The 23,000-nt window shown below is 42.1% G+C and carries 22 protein-coding genes; 15 read left to right on the plus strand and 7 right to left on the minus strand.

The window, feature by feature from the left end:
- Positions 1–259: 259 nt before the first annotated feature.
- From COR50_RS08130 to COR50_RS08150, 5 genes are read right to left on the minus strand one after another with little or no spacing between them, the layout of a single operon-like run.
- Positions 260–673, minus strand: coding sequence for a response regulator (locus tag COR50_RS08130; RefSeq protein ID WP_098193536.1), 414 nt, complete (start codon positions 671–673; stop codon positions 260–262).
- On the minus strand, positions 657–1,754 hold the full coding sequence (locus COR50_RS08135) for a sensor histidine kinase (protein ID WP_098193537.1): 1,098 nt from the start codon (positions 1,752–1,754) through the stop codon (positions 657–659). Before COR50_RS08135 ends, COR50_RS08130 begins: the two co-directional genes overlap by 17 nt.
- Before the next feature lie 10 nt (positions 1,755–1,764).
- Positions 1,765–3,924 carry a sensor histidine kinase gene (locus tag COR50_RS08140; RefSeq protein ID WP_098193538.1) on the minus strand — a complete coding sequence of 720 codons (2,160 nt, stop codon included), beginning with the start codon at positions 3,922–3,924 and terminating at the stop codon, positions 1,765–1,767.
- 26 nt (positions 3,925–3,950) lie between these two features.
- Positions 3,951–4,670, minus strand: a complete 720-nt coding sequence (locus tag COR50_RS08145; RefSeq protein WP_098193539.1) for a hypothetical protein — start codon at positions 4,668–4,670, stop codon at positions 3,951–3,953.
- Between the two features lie 33 nt (positions 4,671–4,703).
- Positions 4,704–5,804, minus strand: coding sequence for a ThiF family adenylyltransferase (locus tag COR50_RS08150; protein ID WP_098196142.1), 1,101 nt, complete (start codon positions 5,802–5,804; stop codon positions 4,704–4,706).
- A gap of 613 nt (positions 5,805–6,417) precedes the next feature.
- Here COR50_RS08150 and COR50_RS08155 point away from each other — a divergent pair.
- Together COR50_RS08155 and COR50_RS22425 are read left to right on the plus strand one after the other, a co-directional pair.
- Positions 6,418–7,134 (plus strand): superoxide dismutase, encoded by a 717-nt coding sequence (locus COR50_RS08155; RefSeq protein WP_098193540.1) that lies wholly within the window; start codon positions 6,418–6,420, stop codon positions 7,132–7,134.
- 16 nt (positions 7,135–7,150) lie between these two features.
- A complete protein-coding gene (locus COR50_RS22425) occupies positions 7,151–7,465 on the plus strand; it encodes a hypothetical protein (RefSeq protein ID WP_198405806.1) in 315 nt (104 codons plus the stop codon).
- On the opposite strand, the gene COR50_RS08165 is transcribed toward COR50_RS22425, so the two are convergent.
- Complete coding sequence (locus COR50_RS08165; RefSeq protein WP_098196143.1) at positions 7,417–8,841, minus strand: LptF/LptG family permease; 1,425 nt, start codon at positions 8,839–8,841, stop codon at positions 7,417–7,419. The genes COR50_RS22425 and COR50_RS08165 overlap by 49 nt on opposite strands.
- A gap of 192 nt (positions 8,842–9,033) precedes the next feature.
- Here COR50_RS08165 and COR50_RS08170 point away from each other — a divergent pair, with 192 nt between their 5' ends.
- On the plus strand, positions 9,034–9,681 hold the full coding sequence (locus tag COR50_RS08170; protein WP_098193542.1) for a hypothetical protein: 648 nt from the start codon (positions 9,034–9,036) through the stop codon (positions 9,679–9,681).
- Here COR50_RS08170 and COR50_RS08175 read toward each other — a convergent pair.
- Positions 9,658–10,038 carry an START-like domain-containing protein gene (locus COR50_RS08175; protein WP_098193543.1) on the minus strand — a complete coding sequence of 127 codons (381 nt, stop codon included), beginning with the start codon at positions 10,036–10,038 and terminating at the stop codon, positions 9,658–9,660. The two genes, COR50_RS08170 and COR50_RS08175, sit on opposite strands and share 24 nt — an antisense overlap.
- A 432-nt stretch (positions 10,039–10,470) precedes the next feature.
- On the opposite strand from COR50_RS08175, the gene COR50_RS08180 reads away from it, so the two are divergent.
- From COR50_RS08180 to COR50_RS08235, 12 genes are all read left to right on the plus strand, one after another.
- A complete protein-coding gene (locus tag COR50_RS08180) occupies positions 10,471–11,340 on the plus strand; it encodes a sigma-70 family RNA polymerase sigma factor (protein WP_098193544.1) in 870 nt (289 codons plus the stop codon).
- Positions 11,341–11,483: 143 nt separating this feature from the next.
- Positions 11,484–12,809 (plus strand): signal recognition particle protein, encoded by a 1,326-nt coding sequence (gene ffh / locus COR50_RS08185; protein WP_098193545.1) that lies wholly within the window; start codon positions 11,484–11,486, stop codon positions 12,807–12,809.
- Positions 12,810–12,934: 125 nt separating this feature from the next.
- The gene (rpsP, locus tag COR50_RS22730) at positions 12,935–13,396 is read left to right on the plus strand and encodes a 30S ribosomal protein S16 (RefSeq protein WP_098193546.1); all 462 of its coding nucleotides are present in this window, start codon (positions 12,935–12,937) and stop codon (positions 13,394–13,396) included.
- 92 nt (positions 13,397–13,488) lie between these two features.
- Positions 13,489–14,007, plus strand: coding sequence for a ribosome maturation factor RimM (rimM, locus tag COR50_RS08195; protein ID WP_098193547.1), 519 nt, complete (start codon positions 13,489–13,491; stop codon positions 14,005–14,007).
- Between the two features lie 12 nt (positions 14,008–14,019).
- Complete coding sequence (trmD, locus tag COR50_RS08200; protein WP_098193548.1) at positions 14,020–14,691, plus strand: tRNA (guanosine(37)-N1)-methyltransferase TrmD; 672 nt, start codon at positions 14,020–14,022, stop codon at positions 14,689–14,691.
- A gap of 106 nt (positions 14,692–14,797) precedes the next feature.
- On the plus strand, positions 14,798–15,145 hold the full coding sequence (rplS, locus tag COR50_RS08205) for a 50S ribosomal protein L19 (protein WP_098193549.1): 348 nt from the start codon (positions 14,798–14,800) through the stop codon (positions 15,143–15,145).
- 238 nt (positions 15,146–15,383) lie between these two features.
- Complete coding sequence (locus COR50_RS08210) at positions 15,384–15,614, plus strand: Sec-independent protein translocase subunit TatA/TatB (RefSeq protein WP_098193550.1); 231 nt, start codon at positions 15,384–15,386, stop codon at positions 15,612–15,614.
- Positions 15,615–15,716: 102 nt separating this feature from the next.
- Positions 15,717–17,165, plus strand: a complete 1,449-nt coding sequence (gene gatA, locus COR50_RS08215) for an Asp-tRNA(Asn)/Glu-tRNA(Gln) amidotransferase subunit GatA (RefSeq protein WP_098193551.1) — start codon at positions 15,717–15,719, stop codon at positions 17,163–17,165.
- Positions 17,166–17,178: 13 nt separating this feature from the next.
- Positions 17,179–18,411, plus strand: a complete 1,233-nt coding sequence (locus COR50_RS08220) for a lytic transglycosylase domain-containing protein (RefSeq protein ID WP_157760691.1) — start codon at positions 17,179–17,181, stop codon at positions 18,409–18,411.
- Between the two features lie 101 nt (positions 18,412–18,512).
- On the plus strand, positions 18,513–18,914 hold the full coding sequence (locus tag COR50_RS08225) for an RNA-binding S4 domain-containing protein (RefSeq protein ID WP_098193553.1): 402 nt from the start codon (positions 18,513–18,515) through the stop codon (positions 18,912–18,914).
- 71 nt (positions 18,915–18,985) lie between these two features.
- Positions 18,986–20,215 carry a diaminopimelate decarboxylase gene (gene lysA, locus COR50_RS08230; RefSeq protein ID WP_098193554.1) on the plus strand — a complete coding sequence of 410 codons (1,230 nt, stop codon included), beginning with the start codon at positions 18,986–18,988 and terminating at the stop codon, positions 20,213–20,215.
- Between the two features lie 253 nt (positions 20,216–20,468).
- Positions 20,469–22,808, plus strand: coding sequence for a GAF domain-containing protein (locus COR50_RS08235; protein WP_098193555.1), 2,340 nt, complete (start codon positions 20,469–20,471; stop codon positions 22,806–22,808).
- Positions 22,809–23,000: the final 192 nt, after the last annotated feature.

A 23,000-nucleotide genomic window follows, 5' to 3' on the forward strand; every position in this document is an offset into this window, starting at 1 on the left:
CACCTTAAGTCGTATCGCTTCCCGTGGCTTTTCAATTTAATTCGGCGGGCCTTCAAAGGGGTGGGTAACAAATGTCCAAAATCTGGATAAAACCTTTACTCATGCATTCAATAGTCAACAGTGCAAAGTCAAAAGTCTACTTATGCAATGTAGTAATTCCGCGACTTACAACCATGGATTTTCTTGCGGTTAACAATGGCATAACAAAAAAATGGGGCACCCTATGTACCCCATTTTTAAATATTTTCTAAAAAAAATCCTATTCTTTGAAAATTCCTTCGATAACCTCCTTTAACTCCTTGGGTTGTAACGGTTTTTTTAGTAGTCGTATGACTAATGGGTTCGCGTTCGTTTTGTTAATATCTCCAAAATCTAATGACGAGGAAACCATGATGATATAACATTGCGATTTGATTTTGGTGGGATAAGAATCGAATGATTTTAAAAAGTCGAACCCATCCATTTCCGGCATCTGTATATCTAAAAGTATTACCGTAGGGGGGATTTGCGGCAGTGTAACATTGCTCGAAAGATATTCTAATGCCTTGTTGGCGCTATTGAATGACAAAACGGTTCTGCTGATCTGCTGCAAAGCAATCAGTCGCTCATGCAATAATAAATCAATCTCGTTGTCATCAATGAGTACAACTCGTAAATCAGGTATCGAATTCATTTCTATTCGGGATGGTGATTTCAAATTGTGTGCCTTCCCCGTATTGTGAGTCTACACTTATCGTTCCATTAATTTTAGTCAGGGCCTCTTTCACGATATACAAGCCGATACCGCTGCCCGGTTTATTATTGTTTTTCGATCGGAAAAACATCTTAAATATATTATTTAAATGCTCGCTTAATATTCCAATGCCATTATCCACGATCTTTATCGTGGCCTTGTGGGGCTCTACTTTCGCACTTAAATTTACCTGCGGGTTAGTAGCTCCCGGTTTTTGATACTTTACGGCGTTGGATATCAAGTTGTTCAAAATTACGGAAATTCTGAATGTGTCACCCTTAAAATCGAAAGGTTGTTCAACATTTACTTTGAATTCTATCGCTGTATTTTGATGTTTAAACGTATCTACACAATCATTGAACAGGTTGTTGAAGTCGATTTTTTCATATTCTAGGTCTAAACGGGAATTCCTGTAATATTCGATAATTTTCTGGATAAATCCATCCAATTTGACAACACAACTTTCAATCATGTCCATGTAACCCATGGGATCAGTTACTGTTTGATCCAAACGGGAGAGGTTGATGATGCCAAGAACCGACATCAACGGCGATCTTAAATCGTGAGATGTCGAATAAATAAAGCGGTTTAACTCGTCATTGGTCTTTTCAAGTTCCAGTACCTTTTCTTTCAATTGCTTCCTGGCCGAGTAAATCTCGTACGCATTATTGATGGAACGGTGCAGTTCATGTTCATCCCAAGGTTTCTTGATATACGAATATATGTGGCCTTTATTAATTGCATCGATTATATCTTCCACATCCGTATAACCTGTTAAAAGGATACGGATAGGATCCGGTAGAATATCCTTGATATCATAAAAAAATTCGACCCCGGTTGTAACCGGCATCTTCTGATCCGCTATAATAATATGCACATCTACGCCTTTCAAAACTTGCTTGGCTTCCTGGGCAGAAAGGGCCGTGTAGATCTCATAATTTCTACGGAAGCTGGCCTTGAAGGCGTTTAAATTATGAATTTCATCATCGATATACAGTATCCGGATTCGAGTATTTTTCATGAATGGTTAATTATTGGGACGTATGATTCGTGATATTTATCGGTAAATATATAATAAATTCGGCTCCTTCCCCCGGGGCAGATTCTACGAGTATCCTACCATGGTGTTTTTCAATAATACTGAATACTATGGACAACCCCAACCCGGTTCCTTCACCCACATCCTTGGTTGTAAAAAACGGTTCGAATATCTTTTCCTTCACTTTTTCCGTCATACCGGTCCCGGTATCCTTGATACCAATCCTTACGGTCTGATCATCCACCTGTTGCGTCGTGATCGTTACCGATTCGTGGTTGCCTTGTTCGGGTTTGCTCTTGATGGCATTTACCGCGTTGTTGATAATATTGAGGAATACTTGGTTCATCTTACCGGCATAACATTCCACTTTCGGTAAATCGCCGTAGTTCCGGATGATTTCAACATTCCCGGGGATATTATTCCTTAAGAGTACCAAGGTTGAGTTGATCCCTTCATGGAGATCGACAGACTTCAGGTCGCTTTCATCCAAGCGGCTAAAAGTGCGGAGCCCTTTGACGATTTCTGCCGTACGGGAGGCGCCGTCTTCGATTCCCCTGATGAGCGTATCGATTTCTTCATGAACGTAATCGATATCAATTTCCTTCTTGAAGGCATTGATTTCGGTTAACTGTTCCTGCAAACCTTGACTCGGATTGAGGTTATCGTATTTATGCAGCAGTGATTTTAAATCGGCAAAGTCCAGCTTGAGCGGTTTGATATTGGAGGTTACGAAGTTAATCGGGTTGTTGATTTCGTGGGCTATGCCGGCAGTCAATTGACCGAGTGAAGCCATCTTTTCGGATTCTACGAGTTGTGTTTGTGCTTCTTTAAGGCTTACCAAGGTTTTATTTAATTCCTTGTTACTATTTTGTAATTCCTCTGTACGTTCTTGCACCTTGGCTTCCAACACGGCATTTTGTTCGCGAACGAGGCGTTCATTTTCTTGTGATACCATCAGCGCAGTGGCTTGCGATTCCTCTTTTTCTTTACGGTAAATATTAATTTTATTAGCCAGGGCAAATGATAGCAAGGTAACCTCGGCTGCAGAACCTATTTGTAGCGCGTAATAAGTAAAATCGTTATAAGGCAAGACGTTGAAATTCCTTAATACGAAGATACAAACGCTCGAAAGGAATATTCCCCAGGCAACCAGGAAGTACAATGCGGGGGTATAACCCGTGCGACTGATCTTGTAACTTACGAAGATGGCTAACAGTGAACCGCTCATGGCAACTAGCTGCACCCAAATTTGTGCAACGAAATAATTATCCAACAAGGTCGGTATAAAGCATAATGCATATGCAATGATAACGATATTGAGAATACGGTGCCCCGTTCTGTACCTCTCCTTCGTATGTAAAAAGGATTGTATAAATAGGGCAGCTGTAATCCCGTTCATAATGGGGATAATGACCGTATCATGTAATGCCAACCAAGTATTGTTGGGATATAGGAAGCGGAACGTGTACCCATTTTGGGAAGCTTGCGTAAGGCCAACGAAAATAATATAGGAAACATAAATTAGGTATGTCCTGTCCCTGGTCGTGATGGCAATAAAGAAATTATACAAGACCATCACGATAATGATCCCTGCATAGATACCGAAAATGAAATTTCTTTGGTCATTCTTGGCATTTACCTGCGTTTCCGTACCGAGGAAGATGGGTAATTGCGCCTGCTCGCCGGCTTTAATCTTCAGGAAAAAATCTTGCGAACTTCCCGGAGCGATCATTACCGGGAAGATATAGTTTTGGTGATTATAAGGCCTATGGTAAAAGGATTTATATTCACCTAAACGGGTCGTGATATACCTGCCTAGGCTATCTTTTTGATATAAGGTGATTTCATCGATGGTAGGATATTCTACCTCGATGAGAAGCTTGGTATTATTTGATAAGTTATTGATCGTAAATTTTGCCCAGGAGGTATAAGGTGATATGCCCAGGTTAGGCACTTGTTGGGTGGAGGGGGAGAATTTAGCATTTTCAATATCGTGGATGGTCATTTTACCTTCTTTATCCACGTATAATTGTAAAAACTCTCCAATCTTCATCAGGTTTGATCCGTCACGGTATATGATTGGGCCAGATGCAGAAGCTCCCAGGGTCATCAATAATATAAAGCCGGAAAGGATCAGTGAGCGTATAAACATGATACTTATGCGAAATTTCTCAAGATTTATGGTTGAACATCGTAACCGTAATAGTTAAAATTATCGATTTTTAAATTATAATTCACATCATAAGAACCTTTTGGGCCACTTTCTGTCCTGGTTTGAACAGGATCCTTACGGAGTTCTTGGATCAGGTTTCTTTCGTTGGGGTCGGCATTATTCACGGTATCTACATCTGGAATTACCATCGCGGTCGCTATGAAATCATCTTTTGGATAATAGAAGGTACCGTCGTTTCCCAGCGAAGTATCGATCACCGCACCAACCCTGCGCCCCATCCGGGTAGTAATAGGAGCGCATAATACATGCACCCTGTCGATCGGCAATTGTGACATCAGCGCAACGCTTACCCTGCAAAGGATAAGGCTCCCGATGCCCATACCTGCTACCTCTTTGGAGTTCCACATGCCGCAAATTTCAGCACTACCTTTCCTAACGTACTCATAAATTTTGGGATCGTATTTCCCTATGGCTGTTTCGATAGGTAAAGGCAACACACCGTCTGCCATTTGCACCCTGGCTCCACCGTAAGTTTTGGTTCCAGTTTCATCTTCAACGATCACAACAATGGTATTGCGGTGTTGAATCCAATCCACATTTCCCGAGGTTATTTTAGCAATACCGTAATAAATTTCGAGCAGTTTGCTGTGTCCTTCATAAAACCGCATGCATGCTTCTGGATCATCCGGCGCAACAAAAGCCCTTACATTTATTGTGACACTCATGGTTGCTCTTGAATTTTGTGGTGTAAGGCCGAGTTAATTGATTAGTTTTTCGAAATCTACATAGTACCTACCGGAAGATTGTAATTGACCAAGTAATATGCGTCTGCATGTATCCGCTACCATGGCTCCTCCCAACACCACCGACGAAGCTAGTTGCGGCCAGGTTGTAATAGTTTTGCCAATCTCGCCCAGGGAATATTTCATGCGCGGGCTCATATTATGCATGTCAACCATAGGCCCCAAGATTGGTACCTTCTCTTCATTCGATAAGTGGCGTAATTTCTCGGGTTCAATATCGGGTATAAGCCCATGCATCATCGGGTAGTCGGGGGTTAAATCATACCTTTCGATATCCAGCATACCCCTGTCATTCATTTCCATCACGACCGGAATCCCGAGTGCTTTTGCCTTAATTCTGCTGATTATTTTAATATCAATTCCATCACATTCTTCTACTAATATATCAATTTGGCCGTCTTTGCTGAAAAAATCATCTAAATTTTCTTCGGTAGCTCCACCGGGGTAGCAAGTAACTTTTATGAAAGGGTCAATTTCCGCTATTTCCCTCGCGGCGATGATAACCTTTGGTAAACCTAGGTTGTGCACCCCTGCGCGGATGCGGTTCATGTTGGTTAACTCTAATGCATCGAAATCGGATAATCGAATTTCACCGCATAACCTTTCCATAACGAGTGTAAGGGCAATGCTTTGTCCGACGGAGAGGCCGATGACGCCAATTTTTTTTGTTTTTAGAATATCCCGTTCTTCGGCGGTAATCTTATGCATATTACGGGAAGTCCGGAGGTGGATATATTCATCCTCATCTACTATATGAACTACTTTATGCAACCAGGGGAAATAAACCCAAACCCCGTATTCTTCCCGGGAGGTACTGCCAAGGTGTTTTTGGATGGCCTCCCTTGTTTCTTGATCTGATAAGGGGCGCGTAGGATGGGTGATTTTCATCAACTCCCTTAGCTGGGAATCTATTTCGTCATATATTTTTATATGAGGATGGTCATTAACCAATTGCAATAACGCCGCTTTTTGCTCTGGATCCTGTATCCTAAAAAATACGGGTTTAAATTCCTGTGGCTGTTGTTTCTCTTGTTGAACTCGTTCTTTAAAAATCATGTGCTGTTCGGCTTGGTTATGATGCAATAAATTAACTGATATATTTTATGATAGACAAATCATTCCTGCTCATAAAATCTTTGAACCGGTAATAATCTTGAATGCCGGGGCGGTACAAAATGCAATGGTGAACTGCTAAGAACTTACTTGGCTAGGGCTTTTCGAAATCATCGAGATAGGTTCAATTTTTTGTTGTTGGCACTAATCTTTAAAATGTTCGCAAACCATCACTGTGGGCGGTGGATGATGTTTTTTATTGCAAAGTTGTCGAAGTCCCTCCCATATGTAGGTTGGGGTATATGACAAAGATAGTTGCATTTATTCAAATTACATGGATAGAAATGCAATTGCTTAGGTATGCAACGCGGGATAAATAGTTCCATCTTTTCAACTGATTAAGTACTATTTTAATAATGCTTAATTACCAAAGTAAAATAGCAATTAATTTCAAATTAATCTATTAATTCTATTACTTTCGTATGAAATCACTAAATTTTGCTCAAAATTAAATTATATTTAGTGTAATTATCATATGAAATAATCCCCTGCACTATCTTGGTGTAATATTTGTGGCACTTCCCTAGATTCATTTCACCTTTCAATATTAAATATTATGCATAAAAGAGAGTTCTTGAAAGTTGCCGGAATGGCAGGCATAGCCGCCATGGCGATCCCCGGTGGGATATTTGCCAATGATCGCGCACCATTTGCTGCCCAGAAAGCCCCTTTCACGTTGCCGGCATTGCCTTTTGCCTACGATGCATTAGAACCTAACATCGATAAGATGACCATGGAAATCCACCATGACAAGCACCATGCTGGTTATGTTAATAATCTTAACAAAGCTGTTAAAGGCACGGCATTCGAAAAATTAAGTTTAGAAGAGATATTGGCCAAAGTGACAGATAAAGATGCGGCTATACGCAATAATGCGGGCGGCCACTTTAATCATAGCTTGTTTTGGACAATTCTCAGCCCTAAAAAATCCGACCCTTCCCCTGATTTGAAAGCTGCTATCAACGCTTCTTTCGGTTCTTTTGATGCTTTCAAAAATGAGTTTAACACGGCAGCCAAAACTGTGTTCGGTTCGGGCTGGGCTTGGCTGGTGAAAAATAAGCAAGGAAAACTGGAGGTGACCAAGTCGGCCAACCAAGATAATACGCTGATGGCGAAATTAGTGGATAAAACCGCTACACCCATTATGGGATTAGATGTTTGGGAACATGCTTATTATCTGAAATACCAAAACAAACGCCCCGATTATATTAATGCGTTCTGGAACGTGATTAATTGGGACGAGGTTGGAAAACGGTTTGCCGCAGCAAAATAATTGAAACAACGTTCGATTGTCGCGTCTGGCAGCCATGGGTCGCGACCCATGGCTGGCGTTCGTGACCGACCTACGGATGGCGATCGCGACCGATCTACGGCTGGCGTTCGTGACCGACCTACATCTGGCGTTCGTGACCGGTCCATGGCTGGCGTTCGTGACCGATCTACGGCTGGCGTTCGTGACCGGTCCATGGCTGGCGTTCGTGACCGACCTACATCTGGCGTTCGTGACCGATCTACGGCTGGCGTTCGTGACCGATCCATGGCTGGCGTTGGCGAATCATTGCCGCAACACCAGTTTCTTGACCTTCTGGAAAAACCTGAAATAAAATTCCTTGTTGAACAACTGGGAATCGTTTAATGCCTTATATACCAAGAATATCGCTATCGGGATCAATATGGCATTGGACAGCCACATACCCGACCAGGTTTGTAACACTTCCCCCCGGGCCATCTTTTCGCCCACCATGAAGAATACGTTGAAGATCACGAAAAAAATCACGGCCAATACCAATGGCATCCCCAGGCCACCTTTCCGGATGATGGAACCCAAGGGTGCCCCTACCAGGAACATCACGATACATGCAAAGGATAACGTGAACTTACGTTGCCATTCCACCTTGGATAGAATGATCGTCTTTTTCTTCAGGTTATAATCTTCAGCGGTATATTTAAGGTTCATCAGCACGTCGGCTAATTGTTGTTGGGTTCGATCTAAGACTACCAGCTGTTTGTCCGCGGGAATACTCTCGAAATAAGTTGCTGTTTTCAAGGGTGGCGCAGATTGCAACCAACCGGTATCCTTCCACCGCTGGAAGCCGTAACGGGAAGTAACATACGCGTTTACATTCTTCTTGAGCTTGCTCTTATCCCTATCTACGGAGTCAATGACTACATCCAATTGCTTGATATTCAGCATTGAAGAATTAGTAGAAAAACGTTCCTCGTCGATAGGATTAAACAATAGGGCGCTCAGGTCAAATACTTTGACATATTTTTTAAACTTCAAGCGGATTAGTTCACCTGTTTTCTCCCCGTAAGTTTGCCGTTCTTCGAACCGCCAACCGTTTTCCAGGGTGAAGTACAGGTATTTTTTATTGGGCGACAAGGTCATTTCACCTTTTTGGGCCAAGATCATTTTATCACCGTTGCGGCTGGTTTTATCTTGGCGATCATAAATCATTACATCGTGGATCGTTTTGTTATCCGCATCTTTTTTCCCTACCTTGATCGTATAACCGGGAATATCGTTGTAGAACTCGCCTTGTTTAATATTAAAGGCCGGTTTGGATTTGGTAATGTTATATAGTAATGATTTGGCTTTGAGGTTCGCAATGGGTATGATGTAGTTACTAAACCCGAAAGCGAGAACGGCCAAGATGCTACAAGAAACCAGCAGCGGGGCGATGAAGCGTAACAATGAAATCCCGGCAGATTTGATCGCTACCAATTCAAAACTTTCGCCTAGGTTACCGAAGGTCATGATCGAGGAAAGCAATACGGCCAAAGGCAAGGCCAAGGGCACCAGGCTCGCGCTCGTGTAAACCAGCAGCTGAATAATCACGGAAGTTTCCAACCCTTTCCCCACCAGGTCATCAATATATTTCCAGAGGAACTGCATGATCAACACGAATAAAGTCACAAAAAATGTGGCTACGAATGGGCCTAGAAAGGTTTTTATAATAAGTTTGTCGAGTTTCTTCACAATTGTTCGCGATAAAATGTTAAAAGGCTGAACCCACTTCGCGGAAGATCCAGGAGAAGCAAATTTATAACGAATAAAGCAATGCTTATACCAACAAACATTGAAAATAGCGTTAAAAATTATCAATAAGTATATGGATGCCCCGGGCAAAGGGCTAAAATATATCAATTATTTTGCATTAAAATTTAAAATATGGCAAGGGCTTTCGAGTTAAATAGCAACGAATGGGAATTGGTGACGGACGCATCTATTATTTACAGGAAAAACAGTATCGTGGAAAAAGCTATCGGCCTGATGGGGGAGATACAACGGGCCATGGAAGGGCAAGCAATCACGAAAGATTTCCCGTTCCCGGGAAAATGCCTACAATACGGTGCGAAAATTTCCAGGGGGGAGCGGTACCTGGCCCTGCCGTATGTAATACTTGACTACCCGCGCCTGTTCAAGGGCGAAGCAATCTTTGCCTTCCGCACCATGTTCTGGTGGGGGCAATATTTTTCCATCACGCTGCTCCTGGCAGGTGAGATAAAAGATAGGTTTACCCCTGGATTGTTAAATATGCAGCAATTCTTGGCCGATGAGGGATTTTATATATGTATTCATGAAAGCCCCTGGCATCATCATTTTGAATCATCTAACTATCGAAAGATAAGCGAGGTGCCCGCGGAAGCTTGGGGAGAGTTGATCATGGCATCAAGGTTTATCAAATTAGCCCAACCTTACGGATTAGGGGATTGGGGAAAGATGTTAGACTTTACTGTTCATGCTTACGCGGCATTATTAACTAGGTTAGATGATTCTCAAAGGATAATTGAATCAGTTCCCGATCCGGTGGAATAAATCTTTGATTTGATAGTCCCACAATTGACTCTGGTCTTTGACTTCCCTTTTATCTGCGAAGTCTTTTACCACGAGAATCGTTTCATTGGTTACTTCCGAGATTTGGATTCGAAATTCGAAATATTCCTCTTTCGGGGCATGTAGCCAATGCAAACGGATAAACTCGTCTTCTTCTTGTTCTAACACTTCAGCTTCTTCCACAGATCCATTCCAGGAAAAGGAGAATACATTATCCTTTAAATCAACTTTATCGGCAAACCACTCTTGGAGGCCTGCTGGGGTACTCAGAAATTCATATAAAATACCTGGAGAGCATCTTACTGGATATTCTATCTCATATTGCACTTTCTTTGACATCGCTCAAATTATTAAAAAATCAAAACCATCAAGGTGCAATTATAGAAAAATATTTATTCTAGCAAAATAAATTTTAGATTTTTTTTGATGATTCCGGTAATATGTTGAAATATTACGCTTCTTGTTAACATATAATAAATATTGTTTATTTATTTTCGCGTTGAAATAAGCGTTATATTTACATTTCATGCGTTGCAGAGAGGCTTATGCTGGGCATTCAAATAAAAATATTTTTTTAGGAGATTTTTAGATTGGCCACAGGCTTCATTTTAGTAAGGATTGAAAATCAATATTTAATCCCTCAATCGATTTTGTTTGAAAAGGTTTTAAAATAAATTATTTTTTTTTGGGTGGTTTCTAAAAAAAGTTATTTTTGTTACGCATTCTTCTAATTAACATTTTATTACCTGTAACTGTTCTGATGCTATGTCAATGCGCCAACTTAAAATCACCAAATCTATAACCAACAGGGAATCTCAGTCGTTGGAAAAATACCTCCAGGAAATAGGTAAAGTAGATTTGATTACCCCCGAGGAGGAAGTTAACCTGGCCATCCGCATCAAGCAAGGCGATCAGCGGGCCCTGGAGAAATTGACCAAAGCAAATCTTCGTTTTGTCGTATCTGTTGCCAAACAATACCAAAACCAAGGCTTGTCTCTAAGTGACCTGATCAACGAAGGAAACCTTGGCTTGATCAAAGCTGCACAACGTTTCGATGAAACCCGCGGGTTTAAATTTATTTCTTACGCCGTGTGGTGGATTCGCCAATCTATATTACAAGCTTTAGCCGAGCAATCCCGTATCGTGAGGCTGCCTCTCAACAAGGTGGGCTTATCTAACAAGATTAGCAAGGCTTACTCCCAACTGGAACAGGAATATGAAAGGGAACCTTCCCCCGATGAGTTGGCTACCATCCTGGAAATCAATACCGACGAAGTAGAAGCTACCCTCGGTGTCGCCGCTAGGCACGTTTCCATGGACGCCCCTTTTATCGATGGTGAAGATAATTCCCTGCTGGATGTTTTGGAAAATCCCAATGCTTCCAGTGCCGATGAAGAGTTGGATCACCATGATTCCCTCCGCCGCGAGATCGAAAGATCTTTATCCACCCTCACCGATCGCCAAAAAGATGTAATCATCCTCTATTTTGGTATCGCCGTGGAACACCCGATGTCCCTGGAAGATATCGGTGAAAAATTTGGCTTAACCCGTGAAAGGGTGCGCCAGATCAAGGATAAAGCCATCACGAAATTGCGCACGACCTCCCGTAGCAAGCTCCTCAGGAACTACCTGGGCAGTTAATATCGGCGTTCCGTAATATTGCATGAAAGAAATTTTAAAATAAAACCTATTTTTGCCAACCTTAAATGGTGAATATTACCAATATTCACCATTTTTATTTGGATTAATACATATTCAACAGATCAAAAAAATTAGAATTCGCCATGTTTGAATCTTTATCGGAACGGCTCGAAGGTGCGTTTAAACAGCTCAAGGGGGAAGGACGCATCTCGGAAATTAACGTGGCCACTACCGTGAAGGAGATCCGCCGGGCTCTCGTGGATGCGGATGTAAACTATAAAATTGCCAAGGAATTTACCGATAGGGTAAAAGATAAAGCTTTGGGTGAAAAGGTTATTACTGCCATTTCCCCCGGCCAGTTAATGGTCAAAATCGTGAAGGATGAACTTGCCGAGTTAATGGGTAATACCGAGGTGGAAGTGGATCTCAAAGCGAATCCTACCATCATCCTCGTTGCGGGGCTGCAAGGTTCCGGTAAAACAACTTTCTCCGGTAAGCTGGCCAATTTCCTGAAAACAAAAAAGGCCAGAAAACCGTTGTTAGTAGCAGGGGATATATACCGCCCCGCGGCGATTGACCAGTTGAAAGTGCTGGGTGAACAAATCGGTGTGGAAGTATATAGTGAGCCGGAGAACAAGAACGCCGTGGAAATTGCTCAAAATGCGCTGAAGCATGCAAAGCAGAACGGGAATAACGTGATCATCGTGGATACTGCCGGCCGCTTGGCCGTAGATGAGACGATGATGACTGAAGTCGCTAATATTAAGGCAGCGATTAACCCGCAAGAAATCTTGTTCGTCGTAGATTCTATGACCGGACAGGATGCGGTAAATACGGCGAAAACCTTTAATGATCGCCTTGACTTTTCCGGTGTGGTACTGACCAAGTTGGATGGTGATACCCGCGGTGGTGCTGCCCTCACGATCAAGTACACGGTGAATAAGCCGATCAAGTTCGTGAGCATGGGAGAAAAACTCGATACCCTCGATGTGTTTTACCCGGAAAGGATGGCCCAAAGAATCTTGGGGATGGGTGATATCACCACCCTCGTGGAAAAAGCCCAAGAACAGTTCAACGAAGCGCAGGCCAAGAAGCTGGAGAAGAAGATCCGCCAAAACCAGTTCGATTTCGATGATTTCAAAGAGCAATTGCAGCAGATCAAGAAGATGGGAAGTCTTAAAGATTTGTTAGGAATGATCCCGGGAGTTGGCAAAGCGGTCAAAGATTTAGATATTAGCGATGATGCTTTTAAAGGAATCGAGGCCATCATCAACTCGATGACACCGGAAGAAAGGGGGAATCCCGACCTGATCGATGGCAGCAGGCGCAAACGTATCGCGAAAGGAAGCGGTAAAGATATTCAGGAGGTGAACCAGTTCATGAAACAATTTGAACAGATGCGCCAGATGATGAAAACAATGAATAAACTCCCGGGCGGTGCAAAAGGACTGAAAGGTTTCGGTCGCTAGGGGAAATTTTTTATATATTTTAAAACTTTTGCGAGAAAGATTTTGAAAATTAGAAATTGTGGCTTACATTTGCTGCCCCAATTAAAAATTATTTTTTAACTCGCAACAAATAATTCGACTTATTTATGCCAGTAAAAATCCGTTTACAAAGACATGGCGCAAAGAAAAGGCCATTTTATTTTATCGTGGTAGCTGATGCGCGCGCACCGAGAGATGGTAAATTCATCCAAAAAATCGGTACTTACAACCCGTTAACAGTTCCTGCTTCTATCAATATAGATACAGAAAAAGCTTTGCGTTGGTTGCAGAAAGGTGCACAACCTACTGATACCGTTAGGAGAATCCTTTCTTTCAAAGGTGTATTATACCTCAAACACTTGTTGAGAGGTGTGCAATTAGGTTTGTTTGACGAGCCTACTGCTTACAAGAAATTTGAACAATGGCAAGCTGATCACGAGCAGAAAGTTTCTTCTCGCCGTGAAGCTAGCAGGAAAGCTAGGTTAGCTACTGCTGCACCAGCGCCAGTTGTTAAGAAAGTAGAAGATGCTCCTGCTGCTCCAGCTCCTTCTGAAGGTGAAGAAGCGTAGTAGCATGCTGAAACATACTTCAAAAAGGGAAATTTGCTCGCAAACTTCCCTTTTTGCTTTTTGGCAACTGCCTGCCAATCTCTTCCATCGACATGAACAATTACTTTAGTATCGGAAAATTAGTGGCTGCCTACGGCGTGCAAGGGGAACTTATCCTCCAGCACAGCCTCGGGAAAAGAACTTCCTTGAAAGGTGTTGAAGCGCTTTTCATTGAAGATCGCAGGGATAGCTTTATCCCTTATTTCTTAACAAAAGCCAAGGCCAAAGATCATAGCCAAACTTACGTGAAGCTTGAAGGGATCGATTCCCGCGAACATGCCATGAAGTTCCTGCAAAAAGGGGTTTTCCTGTCGGAAGAAGATTTTAAACAGCATGCTGCCGGGGATGCACCGCTTTCCTTGCTCGGATTCCTCGCGGTAGATGAGGCCAAGGGCGAACTGGGAACGGTAGAAGAGGTGATCGAATTACCGCACCAAGTATTAGCAAAGGTGGTAATAGGGGGCAAAGAGGTGCTGATTCCTATCAATGAACAAACCTTGGTGGAAGTCAAGAAAAAGCAGAAGTTGGTTCAGCTGAAGCTGCCCGAAGGCCTGATCGATCTTTACCTATAATTTAAGAAGGAGATGAGAATAGATATCATAAGCGTGATGCCGGGTTTGTTGGAAAGTCCCTTTTCGCATTCTATCCTGAAGCGGGCGCAAGATAAGGGCCTGCTCGAAGTAAAGGTGCACCATCTTAGGGATTATTCTACCTATAAACACGGGCAGGTGGACGATTACCAGTTTGGTGGCGGCGCCGGTATGGTGATGATGGTAGAACCCTTGGTAAACGCCATCGAAAGCCTGCAAAAAGAGGTTACTTATGATGAAATTATCTACTTAACACCCGATGGCCATACCTTGGATCAAAAAATTGCCAATAACTTGTCTTTGAAAGGGAATTTATTGATGATTTGCGGGCATTACAAGGGAATCGACGAGCGTATCCGGGAGCAATTCGTGACCATGGAGATCTCGATCGGTGATTACGTGCTTTCCGGGGGAGAATTGGCAGCGGCGGTTTTGGTAGATGCTATCGGAAGATTGATACCCGGCGTTTTAAATGATGAAACTTCTGCCTTGTTCGACTCTTTCCAGGATAATTTACTGGCGCCACCGGTATATACACGCCCCGAGGAATTCAGGGGCTGGAAAGTGCCAGGCGTGCTATTGAGCGGGGATCACCGTAAGATTGAAGAATGGCGGTACGAGCAGGCATTAAAACGGACGAAGGAACGTCGTCCGGACATATTATAAACCAGATTTTTAACCGGGGGGCAATTATTTTTATCAAATTAGATGAAAAATATGCTTGGATTTAGGATTTTCTTTCCTACCTTTGCCGTCCTTAAATAATAGAAAGATGAACGCAATTTCATTTGTTCACGAGCAATTGACAGCTACAAAAGAGTATCCTAAATTTAAAGCAGGTGACAACGTTACCGTTAACTATAAAATCGTAGAAGGAAACAAGGAACGTATCCAGTCTTTCAAAGGCGATGTAGTTAAGATTCAGGGAGTTGGTTTTACTGCTACCTTCACTGTAAGGAAAATTTCTGACGGTATTGGTGTTGAAAGGACTTTCCCTTTCTTTTCACCAAACATCGACTCTGTTACGCTGAATAAAGTAGGTAAAGTGAGAAGGGCTAAATTGTATTACCTGCGTCAACGTCAAGGTAAAGCCGCTCGTATTAAAGAAAAAAGGGTTTAGTATATATACAGGGAAAATTAGTGAGAACGGGAGCCGTTGTAGGTTCCCGTTTTTCTTGTATTCACACGTTTCCAATAGATTATATATAGCGCCGCTTTGAAATATCAGTTTCGGAGATTATCTTGCCAAAAAGCTAGGGATTAAATTGGGATTAAAAGTATCAGAAGAATTACAAGCGGAAGATAAATACCCGAATTAATGGCTATCTTTGTTTGCTGAACATTTAAATACTGAGAAAATGACTGCTATTATTGTAAAATCACCTTTTTTATTGTTCCAAGAATTAGGTATGACAGAATTGCTTTTGATTGCTTTGGTTGTGCTGTTGTTGTTTGGTGGTAGGAAAATTCCCGAGTTAATGCGTGGCCTTGGTAAAGGTATCCGCGAATTTAACGATGCCAAGAACAACGTTCGCCAAGAAATCGAAGAGGGCATGAAAGAAAATCCGGCCCCTGAGAAAAAAGCGTAAGCAACTAATTACCTAGTTTTTACGTATCCTCTACAAATTACTACGAGGATGCGAGGTGATGTGAGAAATCTCTCATTGTAAGATTTTTAAACTGGTTTGGGTTTGACTGAATACAGCACTATAACGCAATTTCATGAAGCGTTATATGCCGGTGAAGTATCCTGTGAAAGTACTGTCCGCCAATTTCTAGACAAAATTGAGCGTACCCGGCATTTGAATGCATTCTTAGAAGTATATGCCAATGAAGCTTTAGACCGTGCCAAGGAGTTGGATCGAAAAATCCAACATGGAGAGCGTCTAGGCCCGCTGGCAGGTGTTGTGGTAGGTATCAAGGATGTAATCTGTTATAAAGATCACAAGGTTAGCGCTGCATCTCGCATTCTTGAAGGTTTTACCTCTCTTTTCTCCGCTACCGCGGTAGATCGACTACTGCAAGCCGATGCCATTATCATCGGCAATCTCAACTGCGACGAGTTCGCCATGGGCTCGACCAACGAAAATTCTGCTTTCGGAAAAGTTCTCAATGCTTTGGATAATACACGTGTTCCCGGTGGTTCTTCCGGCGGGTCGGCCGTGGCTGTTCAAGCAGGGCTTTGCCATATTAGCCTCGGTAGCGATACCGGCGGCTCCGTTAGGCAACCGGCAGATTTTTGCGGGATCGTGGGACTGAAGCCTACTTATGGCCGCATTTCCCGCCACGGTTTAATCGCGTACGCATCTTCATTTGACCAAATTGGTATCTTTGGCAAGGTTATTGCTGATGTAGCGACCGTATTGCAAGTAATCGCCGGTCCCGATGAATTCGACAGCACCGCTTCGCAGAAGCCGGTGCCGAAATACGTTGACCAGGTGTTCGACAACAATAAAGCGCGAAAATTCGCGTTTTTATCAGAAGCTTTGCATCATGATGGGTTGGATACCGAGATGAAAGCCGGTTTCGAAGCTTTCTTTGACAAACTTGAAACATCAGGACATACCGTAAGCGGTGTGCCTTTTGAATACTTAGATTATATTGTACCCGCCTATTATGTTTTAACAACGGCGGAAGCATCCTCTAATCTCTCCAGGTACGACGGAATCAAATATGGTTATCAAACACCATTAAAAGGCCTAGATTTAAACGAATTTTATAAGAAAAACAGATCGGAAGCATTCGGGAAGGAAGTAAAAAAGCGTATCTTGTTAGGAACTTTCGTATTGAGCTCCGGTTATTACGATGCTTATTATTCGAAAGCCCAAAAAGTTAGGCGCTTGGTAGCTGAAAAATTGGACGAAATCCTCGAAGAATACGATGCGATTTTAATTCCAACATCACCTACACCTGCCTTTAAAATTGGGGAGAAGTTGGACGATCCGATCGCGATGTACCTGGCCGATATTTACACCGTATTGGCTAACTTGACCGGGGTTCCGGCAATTTCCGTACCTTTGCAACGGCATTCAAACGGAATGCCTTATGGATTACAAGTAATATCTAAAAAGTTTGATGAAGCGAATTTGCTACAGATAGCTCATAACTTGTTGCAATTGCAACAAGTAAGCATAGGTTAAAATAAAAATGTGTATGACGAAATTCTTTTTACTGCTCCTTGTACCGACAGTGATGGGTATGGAACGTGCGGTGGCGAACGGCCACACAGGGTTCTATAAAGAGAAGGTCTCTACCGTGAAGGTTGACCCGAGGGATACAACCATCTTACTCAAAAAGGGGAAACTTCCGGAAGATACTTCAGTTCGTACTTCTCCTACAGCAATGGCCGTTAGAAGAGGTGCGCAAAGCCTGCCTTCCAAAATGGCTACACCAAAGGTTTACGAACAACTTAATAATCATTATATTAATGGCTACATAAATGACTTCGCAACGAAGAACAGCCGCCATTTACAGGTAATGATCGCCAAAAGTGAACCGTATTTCCAAACGGTGGAAAAAATATTTAAAGAACACGGAATTCCCGAAGAGATGAAATACCTCGCGGTGATAGAATCCGGTTTTAATACCAACGCTATCTCCAGGGTAGGTGCTGTCGGCGCTTGGCAATTTATGTCCAGCACGGCCAGGATCTTCGGCCTGAACGTGGGAAGAAGGGTAGACGAAAGGAAAGATTTCTATAAATCTACCATAGCCGCTGCCAAGTACCTCAACGAATTGTATGATCAATTCAACGATTGGTTACTCGTGGTTGCTGCTTATAACTGCGGTCCAGGTGGTGTGCAACGTGCACAACGCAGGAGCGGCCGCTCCGATTTCTGGGGTATTCAATACTTCTTGCCGCAGGAATCAAAAAATCACGTGTATAAATTCATCGCAACAGGCTACATCTTGGATCGTTTCAACTCTTTCTTCGGACTTGATGCCAGCGATGATGATCAAAATGTCTTACCTACCAACGCGGCGCCTAACATTGTTAGATCTGAAATGACCGATGAAGATCTTTACAATACCGTGCTGTTTAGCGTGAGCGGTAAATATCGTTTGGAAGCTATCGCCAAGAAATTGGAAATGCCTTTAACAGACCTCGATCGCATGAATCCGGGTTTTGATAAGGTGATGGCCAGCGCGGAGAATAATTATGAACTGCGCATCCCGAAAGATAAAATGAAGATGTTCCAAGCCGAGAAGGAAGAAATCTTGAAGGAATCCTTGCAAATGACTTTAGATGATAAGGCGATCACCGCCGATAAGTCTAAGTTTCCCGCACCTGTCAAGAAGACTACCGCCACACCGGCCAAAAAAACTGGAGCAAAAACAACAGCTAAAAATACCGTTAGCAAAACCAAGAAACCCGTAACAAAGTAATTCAAGGTAAATAACGGTTCTTATAAAGAAACTGCTAAACGCCTGCTCCGATAAACGGGGCAGGCGTTTTTACTATTTCCGACAAAGGCAAATCCCTTTATATGGCAAACGAAAAAATTAGAATCGATAAATATTTATGGGCTATCAGGGTTTTTAAAACCCGGAGCCAAGCTGCTACAGCTTGTGATCAAGGTAAAGTTAGATGGAATGGAAATGCCGTGAAAGCCGCTCGAACCGTTGTATTAGGCGACCGTTATGAAATCAGGGCCGAAGCCCGTAAATGGTTGATAGAAGTAACCGGCTTATTGGCCAACAGGGTGCAATACAGTGAAGCGATCAAGTATTACCTTGACATTACCCCGGAAGAAGATAAGTTATTCAACCAAAGGGTAGCCTCCGTTTTCCATACCGGCAAACGGCAAAGTAAAATCGGTAGGCCCACCAAGAAGGAGCGCCGCGACCTGGATAATTTTATGCACGATGAGGATGATATCAACTTCTAAAATCGTTGCTGAAAATGATGCTATAATCTTTATATCTATTTAATTATTTTTGCCATCTCAATTTTCATTACATGCCTACGAAACAAAGTGACGTTTTACCTGCCGATTTCCTAGTGAAAGTGGCAGAAGAATTTGGAACACCGGTGTACGTGTACCATGCCGAAAAGATTAAAACGCAGTACGAGAAGCTGAAACAGGCTTTCAGTAAGGCGGATACTCACTTTTTTTACGCATGTAAGGCCCTTACGAATATCAATATCCTGAAGTATATGCGTTCGTTGGGATGTGGCTTGGATACGGTTTCCATCCAGGAAGTGCAATTGGGCCTTAAGGCTGGCTTTGAACCGAAGAAGATCATCTTCACGCCTAATTGCGTAGATCTCCAGGAAATCATTGCTGCCAAGGAATTGGGGGTGAATATCAATATTGATAATATCTCTATCCTAGAGCAATTCGGCAACAGGTTCGGCAGTTCTTACCCGATTAATATCCGTATCAACCCGCACATCATGGCGGGGGGAAACTATAAAATTTCTACCGGGCATATCGATAGTAAATTCGGTATATCGATCCATCAACTACGCCATATCGAGCGGATCGTAAAATCTACGAAGCTTAAAGTAACCGGTCTGCATATGCACACTGGTTCCGAAATCAAGGACGTGGATGTGTTCCTGAGAGGCGTGGAAATCATGTTGGAACTGACGGAACATTTCCCCGACTTGGAATCTATTGACCTTGGGAGTGGCTTTAAGGTAGCTTATCAACCCGGTGATCCCGAGACAGATATTGAATTATTAGGGAAAAAGTTGACGGATGCTTTTAACAACTTTAATAAAAAGCTCAAGAAACCTTTGCAACTATGGTTCGAACCGGGAAAATTCCTGGTAAGTCAATCCGGTTATTTTATCGTGAAGGCGAATGTGATCAAGCAAACTACTGCCACAGTATTCGTCGGTGTAAATTCAGGGTTTAACCACCTGATCCGCCCGATGTTCTACGATGCTTTCCACCTGATCAAAAACATATCGAACACGAAAGGTACCGAACGTATTTACACCGTAGTGGGTAATATTTGCGAAACGGATACTTTCGGTTGGGACCGCAAAATCAACGAAGTACGTGAAGGCGATTACCTAGTGTTTTACAACGCGGGGGCGTACGGCTTCGAGATGTCATCGAATTTTAATTCCCGCCTTAAACCGGCAGAAGTATTGGTGAAAGACGGCAAGGCAACCCTGATCCGTAAACGTGATACCCTCGATGATCTACTGAAAAACCAGGTAGAACTGTCATTATAATTTAATTTTTACATACCGCAATAGCCCTTCAGTCAAAGCTGAAGGGCTATTTTATTTTATGACAAATATTTATACATGAAGTATAACATTAATTTAACAAATTGAATTTATGATATTGTAAATTCCCATACCTTTGCATAATATCCTCACGTACTCTATATTCTTTTAATCCTGCAATGTGCTACACCTAGTAACCAGTAAACCATTATTCAACTAATATGTTGGGTAATGAAATGATGATTCGATTATTTATATGAAAATGTTAACAGCACATCCGAATGTATTTGAAGAGGAGAAATTGATAGATAGTCAAGTCTCCTTCACACCATTTATCCGGTACCTGAAAGAAAAAGCTGCTAATACGCATGATAGCCGTGCTTCATTATATCAATATATCATTCGCAAATTTGAGAATAGCCCTAAGCTAATAGGGGATGTAACAGATATCAATGAATTGCAAGACTACCAGGAATATTTAGACCTATTAATAGCCACTCTTTTCCCGGTTACCATAGACGAGAAGTCAAGCATTTACGGGATCGGTATCCCGTACCAGTTTTCTATTTTCTATTATTCAGACATGTTTAAACGCCTGTTTGCTAAAGATGGAGAATTGAATGCCATCCCCGAAGGAATTTCCATGGAGAAGGTTAAGAAGGACAAGCTGGTATGGATTTATTCCCTGATCATGGATCGTATGTACAACTTCCCGGTCAATTATAGCAATGAACTAATCCACAACATCACCAATCCCGAAACGGGGCTGAAAAAATATATCAAGATAAACATTGATGGCAGGTTCGTGGATGTCAAGCTAAAGAACGGTACTTTACCGAAGCTGGATTGTAAGTCTATCTGCGCGAAACCATTGACCAAGCGAAACCTGGAATTCCTACAGGAAGTGCTGCCATTGAGCATGTTCTCATTGGAAGGCTTCGTTATCTGGACGATCCAGGATGTGACCAAGGATGAAGTGGTTGCCCATGTGAAAAACTTGGTGTTGAATACGAATAGCGAGAATGAAAGCGAGAGTTATACCAAGTTAAGGGAAGATCTGAAGATTTTGACCGAAGTTCCGGGTATCAGCATCAACCTGATGCCTTTCCTGAAAGTGAACGGGAAATATGTACTGGAAAATAATTTTGCCGACAACAGTATTATGCTCAATAATACGAAGGCGGACATGCAATTGTACCAGCAAACGCTCAATTATTTATTGCAGCACCAGGAGCCGCTCGTGATTTCAAACGTGAATGCGGAATCGATCATGATGTATAGTTTCCTGAAGTATTTACCGTTCAAGGGCGTGAAAAGTTATATGCTGGTGCCCGTGATGCACGAAAATGAGCTGCTGGGCATGCTGGAGTTTGCTAATATATACGAAGGCTCATTAGATTATAGCATTCTTTCCAAGATTCAACCTGTATATTCACTTTGCGCGATATTGTTGAGAAGGAGCATGGAAATTGGTTCCGGGAGAATTTCGGAAGTTATCAAGAACAAATTTACAGCCCTGCAACCTGCCGTGGAATGGAAATTCGTGGAAGCTGCCTGGAGATACTTGCATGAGAATAACAAGGAAGAAGTTGATATTGAACAGATTCAATTCGCGGATGTTTTCCCTTTATATGGAGCTGTTGATGTAAGGAATTCCTCGGTAGAAAGGGGTTTGGCTTTGAAGGAGGACTTGAAGGAACAGTTAACCCTGGTGGAAAAAACTTTGAAGAAAATTCTTGATGACAAGGGAGCTTACCTGCCTTTGTTAGAAGAATTAGCTTATAAGAATGAAATGCTAATGTCTAACTTGGCTGATTCTATAGTGGCGGAAGATGAAGCGAAGATTAATGATTTTCTTGATAATGAAATTGCGCCTACTTTCAGGCATCTTAATGATGGTTATGAATCATTAAGACCCATATTGGAAGATTATTTTAAAGCGATTGATCCCAATACAAGCCATATCTTCAAGCACCGAAAATCGTATGAAGAGAGCCTGCAACAAATTAACCATGTCATAAATCAATATTTGGAAAAGGAGCGGGATATCATCCAAAAATCCTATCCGTGCTATTTTGAAAAATACCGTACCGATGGTGTAGAATATAATATTTATATCGGTCAATCGATCGCGCCGGATAAAAAATACGATGCAATTTACCTGAGAAACCTGGGTTTATGGCAACTTACCTCGATGGCTAAGATCGCGAAAATGACTAACGATCTGATACCTAGATTATCAGTTCCATTATATACGACACAGTTGATACTTGTCCACAGTACACCGATCGATATCAGTTTCCGGAAAGATGAGCGGCGCTTTGATGTTGAAGGGGCGTATAACATCCGTTATGAAATCATGAAAAAACGGATTGATAAAGTACATATCAAGGATTCTGAAGAACGTTTAACACAGCCCGGTACAATAGCATTGGTATATTCTTTTGCCAAAGAAGCGGATGAATATATAAAATACATCACCTTCTTACAAGACAAGGGAGTATTAGAACATGGGATCGAATTCCTTGACCTTGAAGAACTTCAAGGCATCAGCGGCTTACGTGCATTAAGAGTAAAAGTAAATTTAGATAATTGAAATAATTAAATAATTGATGCGATAATGCTACTAAAGAAAAATGTTGTTACTTGTGGTAACAACATTTTTTTATAATAAAGTATCATTATTGTCCGACTAAATATTAACTGGGGAGCAATTTGATCCCTCAATAGTTCGATTCAATGTTTATCTGCTCGTTTCTTGTACTTTTTTGCTTGTCAAAAAAAAGTA

It is taken from the genome of Chitinophaga caeni (assembly GCF_002557795.1).
GTDB classification, from domain to species: Bacteria; Bacteroidota; Bacteroidia; order Chitinophagales; family Chitinophagaceae; genus Chitinophaga; species Chitinophaga caeni.